This is a genomic window from Marinobacterium iners DSM 11526 (assembly GCF_900107855.1).
Lineage (GTDB): Bacteria > Pseudomonadota > Gammaproteobacteria > Pseudomonadales > Balneatricaceae > Marinobacterium > Marinobacterium iners.
This window is the reverse complement of the sequence record NZ_FNRJ01000012.1, coordinates 1-15,162: the sequence shown is the minus strand read 5'-3', so window position 1 is coordinate 15,162 and position 15,162 is coordinate 1. Positions and strand designations below refer to the sequence as shown.

Sequence of the window (15,162 nt, the reverse complement as noted above, 5' to 3'; positions counted from 1 at the left end):
CCGCACTCAAAGGTGCGGGCCAGATATTCAGGCGCGAGAAGTATCAGCCTGCAGCGGCAACTCAGCTTCAGGCAGGTGAAAACCGTCCATTTCATCAAGATCGTGTTCCGCATCGAGAATCAGTGCCAGCTCCTCATCGGCGGATTTAGCGACCAAATGACGTCGACCGTAGGCGAAGAAGTAGACGGCACCGATGACGAACAGCACCAGGGTGTAGTTGAAAGCGCGCGGATCAAAGGCGTAGACACCGGTCATCGCCACCAGCGACAGCACCAGCGCAATGGATGAGGTGAAGATGCCACCCGGGGTCCTGTAGGGGCGCTTCAGCTCGGGACGGCGCAGACGCAGCAGGATATGGCTCAGGGCCATCAGTGCGTAGGAAATGGTCGCCCCCACCACTGCCATGCCCAGAATCAGGTCACCCTCGCCGGTCAGTGAGACCAGAAAACCGAAGATGCCCGGCACAACCAGCGCCCAGGTCGGCGCCTTGCGCTTGCTGGTCAGGGAAAGCGCCTTGGGCAGGTAGCCGGCACGAGAGAGGGCGAACACCAGACGGCTGTAGCCGTAGATCACTGAGAAGAAGGAGGCGATCAGACCGGCCAGGCCCAAAACGTTGATCGCAGTCGCCAGGCCACTGCTGCCGGTTGCCTTGAGCGCATCCACCAGCGGTACACTGCTGCTGCCGATCACATCAGCGCCGGCGGCACCCGCCAGCAGGAACATGACCAACGCCGCGGTGAACAGCAATACAATCATCGCGCCGATGATGCCCTTGGGCATGTCACTAGCAGGGTCGCGCGCTTCTTCCGCTGCCAGAGGCACCCCTTCCACAGCAAGGAACAGCCACATGGCAAACGGCAGTGCGGCCCAAACGCCATACCAGCCGAACGGAAGTATTTCACTGGCACCGGCCGCATCGGTTGGCGCGATATTGAACAGGTTGGCCGTTTCAAAATCACCGATCAAGGCAATCGCCGTGGCCAGAATAGCCACCACCGCCAATCCGCTGATTACCATCATGGTTTTCAGCGCCTCACCTACACCGGCCAGATGGATGCCGATGAAAATGGCGTAAAACAGCGCGTAAACCCAGGGACCGTTGATCCCCAGCAACTCCTCAACGGCAGCGCCGATGAAGATCACGATCGCCGCCGGTGCCAGTGCGTACTCAATCAATACCGCCAGCCCCGTGAGGTAACCCCCGGTAGTGCCCATGGTCTGGCGGGCAAAACTGTAGCCGCCGCCAGCCGCCGGAATCGCCGCCGACATCTCGGCCAGCGAGAGCACCAGCGCAAAGTACATGGTCGCCATCAGTGCGGCCGCGATGGCAAATCCACCCCAGCCCGCTTCAGCAAGGCCAAAGTTCCAACCGGCAAAGTCGCCGGATATAACGTAGGACACCCCAAGACCGGCCAGCAGGACCCAGCCCGCAGTCCCCTTCTTAAGCTGGCGCTTGGCCAGATAGTCCTGATCGATTGTATTAGCCATGAGCATTCCCCTGATCAATAACTATTTAAATTGTCGATGCCCATTCCCTTTCGCTGCCTCCCAACGAAAGGGAATGGATATTGCTAGCACTTTCAGCGTAACGAGAGCGTGCAAGCGCCAGTTATCAAAAATTGGCAAATGTGCATGGGCAGGAGTGAATACGATGGTGCGGACTTGGCAGAATCAAAATACGGCGTCCATACTGGATCGAAAAAATAATAAAGAGGCCAAGGTGCACCAAAATAAACAAAAAGCACCACAGAGGTGCATATCTGTTTCAGATGACATTAATGAGCAGGCCTTTCATCTGACCGACTGGAGTCAGGAATATAACCAGTACAGCAGCGGGCGTTTTCAGGGCCGTGTCGAAGAGTGTCAGTTTGACGGTATCCAGCTGATCAACGAGTACACCAATCAGGCATTACATCAGCACTGCATGGTCTGGCCTGATGCCTTCTGGCTCGGCATTCCGACCAATCGTGAACACTTTCGCATCAACGGCCAGTCCGTCGAGCAGGAAGATCTGCTCTGGCGTCACGGCAGTACCCCCTTCGAACTGGTGACTCCGGCAGACTGCAACATCTTCAGTATTGTGGTTCAGCAAGAAGAACTGTTCGGCCTGGCCGCGCGCCAGGGCATCGCTACCCAGTCCAGTGTCTCCGGTGGCAACCCGCGTCTGCGCGGCAGCCGACATCAGGTCGAGGAGCTGTCGCTGCTGGTCACACGGATACTGGCAGCAGCCGACGAGGGCATGGATACCGAAATCCACAAGGACCTGCTGATACAGCAACTGCTGAACCTGCTGGACACGGCAGAAGTTAACGAGCGGGTCATCCCCAGTTACCGGCATCGCAAGGCGGTCGTGGATCGAGTACGGGAATATGTGGATGCAAAGGGTGATTTGCCGGTCACCATGACGGCTCTGTGTGACCTGGCCTGTGTCAGTCGGCGTACCTTGCAGTACAGTTTTGAAAGCATTCTGGGTATCAGCCCGGTGCAGTTCCTGCGTGCGACCCGCCTCAACCGGGTACGTCGCAAATTGTTGTCTGCCGAAGGCACCTCAATCTCCGATGCAGCCGCCAGTCAGGGCTTTTACCATCTGAGCCAGTTCGCTACCGACTACAGACGCCTTTTCGGCGAGCGCCCCTCAGAAACCCTCAGACGTATCGCCCACTGAAAGCCAAGGGAGGCCGAAGCCTCCCTCTTAACGGTTTACAGGTGTTTGTCGAACGCCTCTTTCTCGTGCTTCATGATGCTGGCGTTCAGAAACAGATAGAGCCCTACGGCAGCAGCCAGACTGATGGCAATGCCGGTTGGGCTGTCAGCGAACGTGAAGTAGGCGGATACGTTTTCCCAGCTGGTGATTGGACTTGAAAACATGATGTGCTCCTCGGTGCCATTCGCACCCTTGTTGACTCATCTTTCGTTCATGGGGCGCTGCCAAGACAGCGCCATTTCAGTGAAAGCTCAGACCAGTTTTTCCTGACCCGGCTCCAGCGTGTTCTCGATGATCGCCTGTGCCGGCAGTGACTCTGGGTAGGGCTTGGCCGGGATTTCGACCAGGTCCAGACCGAGCACTTCGACCTGAGGCGGTACACGCAGGGCATTCAGTTTCTTCAGCACGTAGGAGATGCCCCAGCCCGGAATGAAGCCGGTCAGTGCCATCACGATGCCACCAATCAGCTGCCCGGTTAGAGTAATATCAGGCAGGTCACCCACATTCGGGTAAGAAGAGGCAAACACACCAACCATCACGACACCGTAAAGGCCACAGAAACCGTGTACTGCCACCGCACCCACAGCATCATCTACGCCCATTTTTTCTACCATGCGACCCACCAGCGGCATCAACGCACCGCCACTGGCAGCGATGACAAAGGCCAGACCCGGGTAATACAGATCCAGACCCGCGGCAACGGTGATGATCCCTGCCAAGCCACCGGACATGGTCCAGAACGGCTCACGCGATGTCAGGTAGGCACCAATGACACCACCGGCAAAGCCCATCAAGGTGTTGAAGCCGAACGCGGACAGGTTGGTCGGGTTGCCATAGATCGTGGTCCAGCCGGTATCACCACTATTAAAGATGATGCAGCCACCCAGGAAGCCAAAGAAACCGACGATGATCATCATCAGGCCGATCAGTGACATCGGCAGGCTGTGTGGCGGGATATACATCGCGACACCGTTCTGGAACTTGCCAACGCGCGCACCCAGGTTCATCAGCACACCCAGCGCGAAGAAGCCGGCAACCCCATGTACCACACCAGACGCACCCACATCGTGGTAGCCCAGCTTGGTCAGCAGCCAGCCATCCGGGTGCCAACCCCAGGCACCAGCCAGAATCCAGACAGCGGAACCAAGAATGGCCGCCAGGATCAGGAAGGCGCTCAGACGGATACGTTCGATCACGGCACCGGACAGGATCGAGCCGGTGGTAGCACCAAACAGGGCGAAGGCGGCGAAGAAGATGCCGGTACCCATATCCTTAACGTCAGGCCCCATGCTCAAACTCCAGGGCAGCGCCGCAGAAGCATCGATCGGAATCAGGCCGTTCGGGAAGGCGTTGTAGATCCACCAACCGAAGAAGTAGAAGGTTGGAATGATGACCGAAAGGGTCAGAATGTTTTTCATCCCTGAAGTCAGGGCATTCTTGACGCGGGAAGCGCCAATTTCATAGGCGAGGAATCCGGCATGGATCATGAACATGATGGCAGTACACCACCAGTAGAACACTTCCACATTCATCGCTTGGTGCATTTCGAAAGTCGCCTTGAGCGACTCCACGGTTTCCACAGTCATAGGCTTGTCCTCGTTTATGCGGAAAGGGTCCGCTTTTTGTTTGCTGCACCGCAGCATATAAGCCGGAGCATCCTTACTCTTCAGTGATATTTGTTTCCTGATAAGAAAAAGCAATCCATGTGCCAAAAGTATCCACAACCCATAAAATATAGAAACAATATTTATAAGATATTGTTTTATAACGTTTTAAAAACAATTAACTCTTGAGTAAAAAATTATTTTCTCGGATAAAACACCCTGTGGATAATTACCGTGCTTTATACGAGGGCTTTTTCGCACTTGCGTGCACCCGTATTATTCATTTAGTAGCCAAGCACAAAAAAAGCGCCCACAAAGGGCGCTTTCATGAAAGGTATTTTCAGGGGTATCAGCTTCTCACTTTGATCCGCTCCGGATCATGGAAAGGCAGTGCCTGAACCTGAGCCGGCAACCGCTTCTGCAGTCCATCCAGCTGCCCCACTTCCAGTCGGGTACCCGGTTCTGACCAAGCGGGCTGAACACGACAGAGTGCAATCATTTTGCCCAGCAAGGGCGAGGCCGTTGCGCTGGTTATCTGACCAACCGGCATGCGCCCGTCGTACACCAGATCACCGTGGTGAACAGGCTCATTGCCATCCAGCACCAGCCCCACCAGCTTCTGTCTGCTCTCAGGCGACTGCCGCTGCAGCGCCGCTCGCCCGCTGAAATCTTCTTCCTTGGTTTTCATCGGCACGGTGAAGCCGATGCCGGCCTCGTAGGGGTTGGTCTGGTTGCAGAATTCGTGCTCCGCAAAGATCAAACCCGCCTCGATTCGCAGCATGTCCAACGCGGCAAACCCCAGTGGCGCCAGACCATGGGGCTGGCCAGCCTGCCAAATCGCATCCCATACCGCTGCGCCGTCATCAGGATGACACCACACTTCAAACCCTAACTCACCGGTGTAGCCGGTTCGCGAAACCATCAGCGGTATGCCTTCCGGCCCGCCCAAACGGCCAATGGTGAAGTGGAACCACTTCAATTCGCTCACCGGTGTCCGGTTTTCCGGCTGCCAAACCAGCTCCGACAGCAGCGCTCGGCTGTTGGGACCCTGCACAGCCAGGTTGTGCAGCTGGTCAGTCGACTCACGAATACTGACCCGATCACCGCGCTGTGCTGCCAACTCTCGCAGCCAGGTGCCAGACCAGGGATCGCCACATACCCAGCGGAAGGTCTGCTCCCCCATGCGGAACAATGTGCCATCATCGACCATGCCACCGGTCTCGAAACAGGCGGCCGAGTAGACAATTTCACCCACCGCAAGCCGGCGCACATTACGGGTCAGGGCATACTGCAACAGCGCTTCGGCATCGGGGCCAACCACTTCGAACTTGCGCAGCGGCGACAGATCCATGACAGCGACGGACTCACGACAGGCCAGATATTCGGCACGCGCGCCCCAACCTTCAAATTCGGTCGGCACCCAATAGCCGCGGTATTCATCAAAGTGCTTGGTCAGTTTCGAAGTACGGCTGTGAAACGCGGTCTGTTTGGTCATGCGCGGCAACTCCTCAGGCACCACGCGATGGGCAATGGCGCGCTCGAACTGGTTTTCCGCGCCATAGACGCGGACATGGATATCGGTGGGTATCCAGCCATTGGCCGGATCGATGTCATCAGGGCAGGCTGAAGACGCGCATATCAAGTCCCGATTCGCGCGCAGCAGGACGTAGTCACCGGGACGCGACCAGGGCTCATCCATACCTACCGTGCCGCAGGGCTCGATCAGCGTGTTGAAGAAAAAATTGATGGCGGGCCAGCCAGCGCGGGGTGCCACGCCATACTCCCTCAATGCACGGTTGAAATTGTCCGTACAGCTGACATGACCGAAGTAGCCACTGTCCTCGTAATATTTGGGCGTGCAGGCCAGCAGGAAGCTGTCGTGACGACCGACCGTGTCCTGTACTAGCTCCAGCATCGGCTGCAGGCGGTTGTCGGCAAATCGTGAGTACAGCCCCGGCTGGGGCAAGGCGTGTCCCGCCAGGGTCCGTGTCGCCACCGCATCCAGCGTAATCTCTTCGCCTCTTTCCAGCGCCTCGGCATCGAAGGCGATGAAGTCGGAGCATTGCTTGCCCGCCACATCAATAATCTGAATCCACTCACCCGCCTTGACGCGGTATACACGCGCGCTGCTGTGTGGGACATGCACCTCCTGCACCGGCTCACTCAGCGGATCGGGCAGCTCAGTCATTTCGCCCGGCAAACGCCAGAAGGCAACATTCAACTCTGTCGCTGTCGTTTGCTCCTGCGGCATCATGTCAGCCCCCGGCGCAGCCAGCACCAGATGGATGGCCCCTGTACGCTCCGTGGCTTCAATCATGCACGGCAACTGCTCGGCATCCAGATGAAGCCCGCGTTGCAGATGGGATTCCTTAACGCCCCATGCCAGCAATCTTTGCCGCAGCCTGTCACCCGAAGGGCGCGACTGTTGCAGCTGCGCCTGCACCTCAGGCATACCGGAAGTGGCCTGTCCCAACTCCAGACGCTCACGCGCCGAGCCGGGGCCGTCATCAAGCATGAACAGCTCACAGCACTGCCCTTCGTCCGGGCAGTCAATCTGCAACCGCTCGCCCGGCAACAGTTTCACTCGCATTGCCTGTTGCGCCACAATGCGTTTGCGGCTCGTAGCCGGCGGCTCACCCGTGATCAAATGATCATGAAATTGCGTGTTCATACCTTCACCCCTGGCCACTCACATTCACATGGCCTGCGCCACCATTCGGTGCACAGGCCGGCGCCATGCCCTGTTGTGTGGCTCTTTTCCCACCGGAACAACAGCGCCGGCCACATCAACCATGGGTAAAAATTCTTTACCTGTAGTGATTTTCGGGCAATTCATCAAAGGAGCTACCTCTGTAGGGGTAGACCTGAATATGCTGGCATGATCCGTGCATTTTCACTCACGTTTAGACCCAATTCGAACAGGAGGATGGCGTGACGGTCAGTTTTTCACGCTGGTTCGGACGCGTTCAGGCAGGCGGAAAGGCTGAACAGCCGCGGTATTATCCACAACGCGAACTGTTGCACCGGGTAAGCCTGACCCTTGTTCGCTGTCCGAACCTGGAAGACACCTTGCCCGACCTGCTGAGTCAGGTGCTGCTGGACGCCGGCTGCTCAAGCCCCGTGTGGCTTGCGTGGCGCGTCACTGCCGATGTGCACTGGTCCCTCAATGGAACCGGGCCTCAACCTTCCCCGCTTGAAACCGCCCGACTGAAATATCAGCTGGACCTCGCCACTCGTGGCAATCGATTCCAGCTGCAGCCCGAAGACACCCTTGCCCGGCACGAAATCACGGGGCTGCGCATCCCCGACAGCGAAGGCGGCCTGCAGCTTTGGCTGTTGGCTCCCCTCTCTCTTGCCACATCAGGCGAAGACCGACGACAGTTGCTGCGTGATCTTGGTCAGGCGGTGCATGCCGGGCTCGACATCAGACTGGAACACGAACGGCAACTGACCGCCCTGCGCCAGGAAGTACAACAGAACCTGGCCGCCAGTTTGCACGACTCCGTCGCCCAGCAGCTGTGCTATCTATGCCTTCAAACCGGCCGTCTTGAACAGCAGGCCACTCAGCTGTCAGCGGATCAGCTGCAGGAGCGCCTGTCCGACATCCGGTGTCAGACCCGTCAGGCGTACCGACAAACACGCGAATTGATCAGCAGCGCCCGCATCCGCCTGCAGCACAGCCTTCATCAGGAGCTTCTGTGTGCCGTTACCGATTTCGAGCGCAACTCCAGTCTGCTGTTTGAGCTTGATAACCGCCTCACCGGATACCCTTTGCCCGAACCGGTTGCCGTGGAATTGCTGCTGATCATCCGTGAGGCGTTGAGCAATGTGGTCCGGCACGCTCACGCCCAAAAGGTCAGGATTCAACTGCTGCCGCATGGCAAGAACGGATTCCATGTTCATATTCAGGACGATGGTCAGGGACTGCCGGCACAACGCAACGCCGACAGTTTCGGTCTGGGCATCATGGAGGAACGCGCGCGTCGCATTGGCGCCCGGTTCCGGCTTGAGTCCACCCCCGGTAACGGGACCTGCATCGAACTGATCGCCGAGGAACTATGCCCATGACAGACGTCAACGTAATGCTGGTGGATGATCACCCGCTGTTTCGACGAGGGGTTGCCGAGCTGCTGCAGGACAGCGGCCACTTCCGTGTGACGGCCCAATTCAGCCACCCCGATCAAGTGCTGGAGGCGGTGAACGACTCCGTACCGGATCTGGTGCTGCTGGATCTTCACATGCCTGGCCAGAGCGGCCTTGAATTGCTGCAGGCAATCAAGGAGCGCCACAGCGGCGTCAAGGTTGTGATGCTGACGGCGTCCGATGACCCGACACATTTGATGGATGCCCTGCGTCTGGGGGCCGAAGGCTACCTGCTCAAGGATACGGAGCCTGGCCTGATACTGGAGCGGCTGGAATCGATCCTTAACGGGCAGCTGGGGCTCGATGACGAGATGATGCTGTTATTGCGCGAGGGTTTGCGTCGACAGGACAGTCTGCAGGATACCGGACGTTCGCTCCCAACCAGCGCCTCCCCAGCGGACGAGCACTGGTATGCAACCCTGACCGAACGAGAGCGTGAAACACTGGTCTGGATATCACGCGGCCTCAGCAACAAGTTGATCGCCCGCGAGATGGGCATCAGTGACAGCACCGTCAAGGTGTATGTCAAAAGTCTGCTGCGCAAGCTGCACCTGCATTCCCGACTCGAACTTGCCGCATGGGTGCACACCAATCCACTGCCGGATAACATCCTATGCTGAGCCAAATGCTGGATCTTATTCGCCCCTCGGGCCGATCTGCACAGGCGAGCGGATACGAGCCTGAGTACGTATTGAACAACCTTGAAACAGCCATTTTGGTCATCGATGCCAATGGCCGCATTCTGCAGGCCAATCGATGCTGGAAGGAACTGAGCCGTGGCAACCTCAGCATGCTCTTTCACGAGTACCTGCACCCGGGCGACCGTGCTCAGTGGCAACAAGCATTGATCCGGCTGGAGCGTTCGGTCTGCCTGCGACTGCTGACCACCGAACAGCGCACAAGCCGCTGGTTTGAGTTGAAACTCTCGGCCCTGAACCCGGAAACGGGCTGGCCGCTCACCATCACCTTGCTGGACATCAGCGAGCGCATGGACGAGTCACGCCAGAGGGAGGCGCACTGGCGCAGCCTACATCAATTGCTGCAGCACCTGCCCGCGATGCTCTACCGAGGACGCAACAATCGTCACTGGACCATGGAGTATGTCAGCGCAGGCTGTCGTGAACTTACGGGATACAGCCCGGAGGTACTCACCAACCAGTCCTGCCTCAACTACGGCGACCTGATCCATCCGGATGACTCCGGCCCTGTCTGGGAGCAGGTTCAGGAAGCCCTCAGCCGATGCAGCGAGTTTGAGCTGCACTATCGGTTGCAGCATGCGGATGGGCATTTTGTGCCGGTCAGCGAGAAAGGCTGTGGGCTGTATGCCGACAACGGCTCAATACTGGGGGTTGAGGGTATTGTCGTAGCCTTTGCCACCCCACCGGACTACCCCCGAATTTAACCCGACGGGGGTACCTTCAACGGGGAATTTTTCCCAACGGTTCACGCGGGTAATTTGGTTATCAAGGGTCACGCTGATGTGGCCGCTCTGATCCCGACAACAGGATTCTGTGGAGATAACCATGAAGAAACGCGTAGCCATTATTGGCGCAGGCCCGAGCGGTCTGGCCCAACTGCGAGCCTTCCAGTCAGCCGAAGCCAAGGGTGCCGACATACCCGAACTGGTCTGTTTCGAGAAGCAGTCCGACTGGGGCGGCATGTGGAACTACACCTGGCGTACCGGCCTGGACGAAAACGGCGAGCCGGTCCACGGCAGCATGTACCGTTACCTCTGGTCCAACGGTCCCAAGGAATGCCTGGAATTTGCCGACTACACCTTCGAGGAGCATTTCGGACGTCAGATCGCCTCCTATCCGCCGCGCGAAGTGCTCTGGGATTACATCAAGGGCCGCGTCGACAAGGCCGGCGTGCGCAAGTACATTCGCTTTAACACCCCGGTTCGTCACATCAGCTTCGATGCCGACAGCAAGATGTTCACCGTGGAAGTTCAGGACCACAGCACCGGCAACACGTACAGCGAAGAATTTGACCATGTAGTATGCGCCAGCGGTCACTTCTCCACCCCGAAAGTGCCTGAGTTTGACGGGTTCAAAACCTTCGGCGGCCGCATCCTGCACGCCCATGACTTCCGCGATGCGCTGGAATTCAAGGACAAGGACATTCTGCTCGTCGGCGCCAGCTACTCTGCTGAAGATATCGGCTCTCAGTGCTACAAGTACGGTGCCCGCTCCATCACCAGCTGCTACCGCACTGCACCCATGGGCTTCAAGTGGCCGGACAACTGGGAGGAGAAACCAAACCTGACCCACGTTGACGTGGACACGGCGTACTTCCAGGACGGCAGCAGCAAGAAGATCGACGCCATCATCCTGTGCACCGGTTACCTGCACCACTTCCCCTTCCTCGATGACGAACTGGCCCTGAAAACCGACAACCGCCTCTGGCCGCTGAACCTGTACAAAGGTGTGGTCTGGGAAGATAACCCGCAGTTCTTCTATATCGGCATGCAGGACCAGTGGTACTCGTTCAACATGTTCGACGCCCAGGCTTGGTACGTGCGCGACGTTATTCTCGGTCGCCTCGCCTTGCCCGCCAAAGAGGACATGACTGCCGACAGTCTGGCGTGGCGCGAGCGGGAACTGGCACTGGAAACCGCTCAGGAGATGTACGAGTACCAGGGTGCCTACATCCTCCACCTGATCGAACAGACCGACTACCCCACGTTCGACATTGATGGCGTCAACCGCACCTTCCTCGAATGGAAGCAGCACAAGAAGGACAACATCATGACCTTCCGTGACCATTCCTATCGCTCACTGATGACCGGCACCATGGCGCCCCCACACCATACCCCGTGGCTGGATGCACTGGACGACTCGATGGAAGCCTACCTGGCCGACGCTCCGTTGCAGGAAACCTCGCGCAAGGCCAGCTGATTATCCACCCGGTGCTGGCCTCGCCGGCACCGTAGAGAGGACTCTGACATGAGCAACACCCCCGTTACCCGTTTGCCCAACCGCCAGGCCAAGTCGATCACCGACCCCTTGCCGGGCTGGACCGCCGTGGCCGGCGACCCCAGCATGACCACCTGGATCGAATACACCGCCGATGACGGCAGCATGATCAGCGGCTGGTGGGAAGCCACCCCCGGCACCTGGCATGCCAAATATGAAAGCTGGGAATTCATTCACCTGATGGAAGGCTCGGCGATCATCACGCCAGAAGGCGGCGAGCCCGTGGAAGTAGGCCCCGGCGACGCCTTCGTCATCGAAAAGGATTTTGTTGGCACCTGGGAAATTACCGCCCCGATCGTCAAGCACTTTGCGATCAAGCTGAAATAAGCGCTCACCTGTTAAAGCCCGACCGCCCGGCTGCAGGACCACACACCTCTGCCGGGCACCCTTACACTTTGTTGTTCCTCTTTTATGTGCCGCTTGGCTGAAAGCACTGTGCCTTAACTCTGATCCAATACGGCCACACATCGGTTATTGGCAAAACCCCCTTTGCACTGAGGGTTCAACGGGTCATTGCAACACTCAGCACCTTGCGGACGGTAGCGGGAATTGGCCAGTCATTCCGAATACCACGGTACCTGTGGACAAGCTGCCTTAAGTTTCTGTGGTTACATACAGTGTATTGAAGGCCTTGAGCCGATGGTGCTTGTTTTGTCACGTGACTGTGCTCATTTGTGACTGGCAACAGGCGGGAAAATCGTTCAGTATCAGGAAACTATGGATCGGCCGTTGCAGGATACTGCGCACGGCAACGCTGCAAAACGCGCATGCTCGTTTTCACCGGAAGAGAATGACTGTGGTATCTCGACTTATCCTTTCTCTTCAGATAGTTACAACAGCTCTACAGTCTTCGACTGAGAGCAAATATGCGCATGCGCAGTACTATAATGTTAGAACAAGAGAGGTCGCATGGCATTAGTAGGGTTCTTTGACATATTAGGAACGAAGGCAGCCATAACCTCTGGACGGTTTTCAGATTTAATTTCTTTAGATTTTGCGGGTCCCGCGAGTATTGCGGCTAAGCTTTTCCCCGCTATTCGAGTCTCAATTTTTTCAGACTCAGTAATCGTTTCTGCTGAATCTGGTAGTTATCCTGATTTTGTAAAAGCAGTCTCCCTAATGTATGGCCAATGGTGGGCTGACTTTATATTGGTTCGAGGTGGAATTGCAGAAGGCGAAATTCGCTGGGTTGACCACGAGCCCGTTGATGCTGAATTTCGTTCATGCAGAAATCTTTCTTGTTCTCGTGTATATGGTGATGGGCTTGTCTCAGCATACGAGACTGAGCAAAGATCTGGTCCAGGGGCAATTCCATACTTGACAGAGATGGCTGCTGGCTCACTTTCGGAAGTCGAAGAGAATAGCGTACTTCAAGGGGTAACTCCCATGTTTTGCTGGGCATCCCAAAAACGAGCAGAGCTGATGCTAAAGTATGCTAGTTTGAACTCGGATCATGAGGCGCAGAAAGGTAATGGCAGGCGACATGCGCTAGCAACTAGATCGTACTGGGAGCAAGTAATTGAGAAAAAGAAGTTTCTACCAAATGAATTCGACATCATGCCAATGGCATAGCGTGTTCTAACAATGCCAAGCACGGCGACGGCTTTTTCGTTGCGGCTTCGCCTTCACCACAAAGCCGCGCGTGTTGGCGGCGTTATGCAATAAGGAGAAAACGGTGCTAAAGCCCGTAATACAGGAAGAAGCCACAGGCTGCGGAATTGCATCGGTGGCCAATGTTCTGGGTAAAACCTACTCGGAAATGAAGGCCGTAGCGAATGCTATGGGTATCTATGCCGAAGATAAATCTCTTTGGTCCGATACTCAGTATGTCAGGAAGATGTTGTCCAGTGCCGGAGTCGAGACGTCTCCCGATGAAATTCCTTTTGAATCATGGAGTGGTCTGCCTGATCTGGCACTACTGTCCATCAAGCATCATCAGGAAGGTGGCAAAAATTTCTGGCATTGGGTTGTTTTTAAACGTCTGAAAGGCAAAGAATTTGTCTTGGATTCAGCAAGTTACCTGCCTTCCAACATTCGGACGGACTTCGATGAGATGCAGCCCAAGTGGTTCATTGAGGTCATGAATGCATAACAAACCACAGCGGTCGCTCCCGCTGGTCGCTGGGAGCGCCAAAACGCTGCGCTTTTTTGTCGTCCCCTGTGTGGGGAGTTAGGCATCTATGACTCTGAGCAAAGGTACAAAAGCAAGTATGTGGATCGGAGCTCTTACATTTTCATTGTTTGCGTTCATGCTTTACTTTCGGGCTTATGTTTATGCGGGCATGTATATAGAGCCAGATGCACCGTATGGAATCTCAGACATTATCGAGTTTTTACTAGGCTGCATCTTTCTTTTATTAATGGCGGTTTCAGTTATTCTTGCCATCGTGCTGTTTATCAAAGGTTCGGTGCAAAGCAAAAAATCAGGGGTGCTTCTTTTGGTTTTTTGTGTGGTGCTTTTCTTCGCATATTCGCCATTGCACAATATGGCAGCAAGGCTTGGAGGGTAAATGCCTAAAAAACCGCTCAAATGCGTTCCGGCCCCAAAAAAGCGTGACCTCCATCGGACTCGCTAACGCTCGCTGTTTAGCGGGGCCTTAAAATGCAAAGGAGAATTTGTGTCAATTAAGAAGATAATCGGAATTATATTATTGGCACATGCGGCATTTATGGCCTTTAGTCTTTTCAATAACCTTGATGCACTTAGGCAATCAACAGAAGCATTCGCATCGCCTGGAGACCCTTTCTGGTTTTATTGGGGCTTTCTAGGCCCGAATTGCCTCATGGTGGTCGCTGCAGGTGTGCTGGGTGCCTATTTCTTACAAGCCAAATGCAGTTTAAAAAAAACGTCAAATTCGTTCCCTACGGTCGCTCGAACCGTTTATGTGGGCGTTCGCCAAATATGGAGGGAATCATGAAAAAATTTGCCATTCTGTTAATCTTCTTTCTTTCGGCTGAAGCCTCAGCTGAAAAAGATGACATATTGAAAATATATGAGCATTTCACGTTGTCTAGTGCCGCTGCTGGAAAATGTATAAACCCAAAAAAAGAAGAGCTAACATCTTTTTTAGCAAACTATCAGATGGTATCTGTTTCTGCGTTAACCGAGCTTAGAAAGCGAAAGCCTGATATTTCAAACGAAAAAGCCCAAGAAATACTAAAATTCGGTGGAGAAAAGCTTACAAAGGCAGTATATGAAGTTATTGAAACAGAAGGTTGTGAAAGCTCAAAAATCCAAGATTTAATAACCCGCTTTCATATGCAAGCTGAATGGAAGCCGTAATTATAGCTAGCAATGGTAGATCAATGAAATATTTAATAACCGCATTACTCCTATTTTTATCGCCTCTATGTGTGGCGGAAAACGAAATAGCCTATCTTAAGGGGCTAGATGTGGGTGCTAAGGAGGTTGTTCACGCCGGTTAAGTTCGAGATGCTGGTTATCGCCAAACAAACAGCACAGAACAACCGACATGAACAACCCCCATAAGAATGCACGAACCACGCCCCATATTCGAGCCCTGATCGTTGATCGCGCCATACGTCAGCAACAATCCATCAAAGATATCGCCCACACGTTCGGCATCAGTAGGCGCACGGTGTATAAGTGGCTTGCTCGCTATCGAGAGGCTGGTGACGCTGGTCTTGAGTCAGCATCCAGCCGCCCCCACGCCTCACCGAGGCAGATGCCGAAACAGTGGGTTGAGCTGATTCAGAAGATGCGCCTGACACTCAA

General features: G+C 55.4%; 16 protein-coding genes. 12 read left to right on the top strand and 4 right to left on the bottom strand.

All coding sequences use genetic code 11. The features are described from left to right. Positions 1-27: 27 nt before the first annotated feature. A complete protein-coding gene (eat, locus tag BLV48_RS12675; protein ID WP_175527670.1) occupies positions 28-1,488 on the bottom strand; it encodes an ethanolamine permease in 1,461 nt (486 codons plus the stop codon). 232 nt (positions 1,489-1,720) lie between these two features. Between eat and BLV48_RS12670 the strand changes: the two genes are divergently transcribed. Then, complete coding sequence (locus BLV48_RS12670; protein ID WP_254775039.1) at positions 1,721-2,665, top strand: helix-turn-helix domain-containing protein; 945 nt, start codon at positions 1,721-1,723, stop codon at positions 2,663-2,665. Positions 2,666-2,700: 35 nt separating this feature from the next. Here BLV48_RS12670 and BLV48_RS18985 read toward each other — a convergent pair whose 3' ends face one another. The 3 genes from BLV48_RS18985 to BLV48_RS12660 form a co-directional block, all read right to left on the bottom strand. Continuing rightward, positions 2,701-2,868, bottom strand: a complete 168-nt coding sequence (locus BLV48_RS18985) for a hypothetical protein (protein ID WP_175527669.1) — start codon at positions 2,866-2,868, stop codon at positions 2,701-2,703. An 87-nt stretch (positions 2,869-2,955) separates the two neighbouring features. After that, entirely contained in the window at positions 2,956-4,290 is a 1,335-nt protein-coding gene (locus BLV48_RS12665) for an ammonium transporter (protein WP_091827243.1), read from the bottom strand. A gap of 367 nt (positions 4,291-4,657) precedes the next feature. Further along, complete coding sequence (locus BLV48_RS12660; RefSeq protein WP_091827163.1) at positions 4,658-6,979, bottom strand: DUF1989 domain-containing protein; 2,322 nt, start codon at positions 6,977-6,979, stop codon at positions 4,658-4,660. Positions 6,980-7,239: 260 nt separating this feature from the next. On the opposite strand from BLV48_RS12660, the gene BLV48_RS12655 reads away from it, so the two are divergent. The 11 genes from BLV48_RS12655 to BLV48_RS12600 all read left to right on the top strand — a co-directional run. After that, a complete protein-coding gene (locus BLV48_RS12655; RefSeq protein ID WP_091827162.1) occupies positions 7,240-8,376 on the top strand; it encodes a sensor histidine kinase in 1,137 nt (378 codons plus the stop codon). Next, the gene (locus BLV48_RS12650; protein WP_091827161.1) at positions 8,373-9,071 is read left to right on the top strand and encodes a response regulator; all 699 of its coding nucleotides are present in this window, start codon (positions 8,373-8,375) and stop codon (positions 9,069-9,071) included. The genes BLV48_RS12655 and BLV48_RS12650 overlap by 4 nt, the downstream gene beginning before the upstream one ends. Further along, on the top strand, positions 9,065-9,853 hold the full coding sequence (locus BLV48_RS12645; protein ID WP_254775038.1) for a PAS domain-containing protein: 789 nt from the start codon (positions 9,065-9,067) through the stop codon (positions 9,851-9,853). Before BLV48_RS12650 ends, BLV48_RS12645 begins: the two co-directional genes overlap by 7 nt. 121 nt (positions 9,854-9,974) lie before the next feature. Further along, positions 9,975-11,348, top strand: a complete 1,374-nt coding sequence (locus tag BLV48_RS12640; RefSeq protein ID WP_091827160.1) for an NAD(P)-binding domain-containing protein — start codon at positions 9,975-9,977, stop codon at positions 11,346-11,348. Between the two features lie 48 nt (positions 11,349-11,396). Further along, the gene (locus tag BLV48_RS12635; protein WP_091827159.1) at positions 11,397-11,753 is read left to right on the top strand and encodes a cupin domain-containing protein; all 357 of its coding nucleotides are present in this window, start codon (positions 11,397-11,399) and stop codon (positions 11,751-11,753) included. A gap of 582 nt (positions 11,754-12,335) precedes the next feature. Then, on the top strand, positions 12,336-12,998 hold the full coding sequence (locus BLV48_RS18780) for a hypothetical protein (RefSeq protein WP_139253919.1): 663 nt from the start codon (positions 12,336-12,338) through the stop codon (positions 12,996-12,998). A gap of 103 nt (positions 12,999-13,101) precedes the next feature. Then, complete coding sequence (locus BLV48_RS12620; RefSeq protein ID WP_091827156.1) at positions 13,102-13,518, top strand: hypothetical protein; 417 nt, start codon at positions 13,102-13,104, stop codon at positions 13,516-13,518. Between the two features lie 88 nt (positions 13,519-13,606). Then, entirely contained in the window at positions 13,607-13,936 is a 330-nt protein-coding gene (locus tag BLV48_RS12615) for a hypothetical protein (protein WP_091827155.1), read from the top strand. A gap of 108 nt (positions 13,937-14,044) precedes the next feature. Beyond that, on the top strand, positions 14,045-14,344 hold the full coding sequence (locus BLV48_RS12610) for a hypothetical protein (RefSeq protein ID WP_091827154.1): 300 nt from the start codon (positions 14,045-14,047) through the stop codon (positions 14,342-14,344). Then, positions 14,341-14,709 (top strand): hypothetical protein, encoded by a 369-nt coding sequence (locus tag BLV48_RS12605; protein WP_091827153.1) that lies wholly within the window; start codon positions 14,341-14,343, stop codon positions 14,707-14,709. Before BLV48_RS12610 ends, BLV48_RS12605 begins: the two co-directional genes overlap by 4 nt. A 190-nt stretch (positions 14,710-14,899) precedes the next feature. Beyond that, a partial coding sequence (locus BLV48_RS12600) for a leucine zipper domain-containing protein (protein WP_139253918.1) occupies positions 14,900-15,162 on the top strand: 263 nt, incomplete at its 3' end.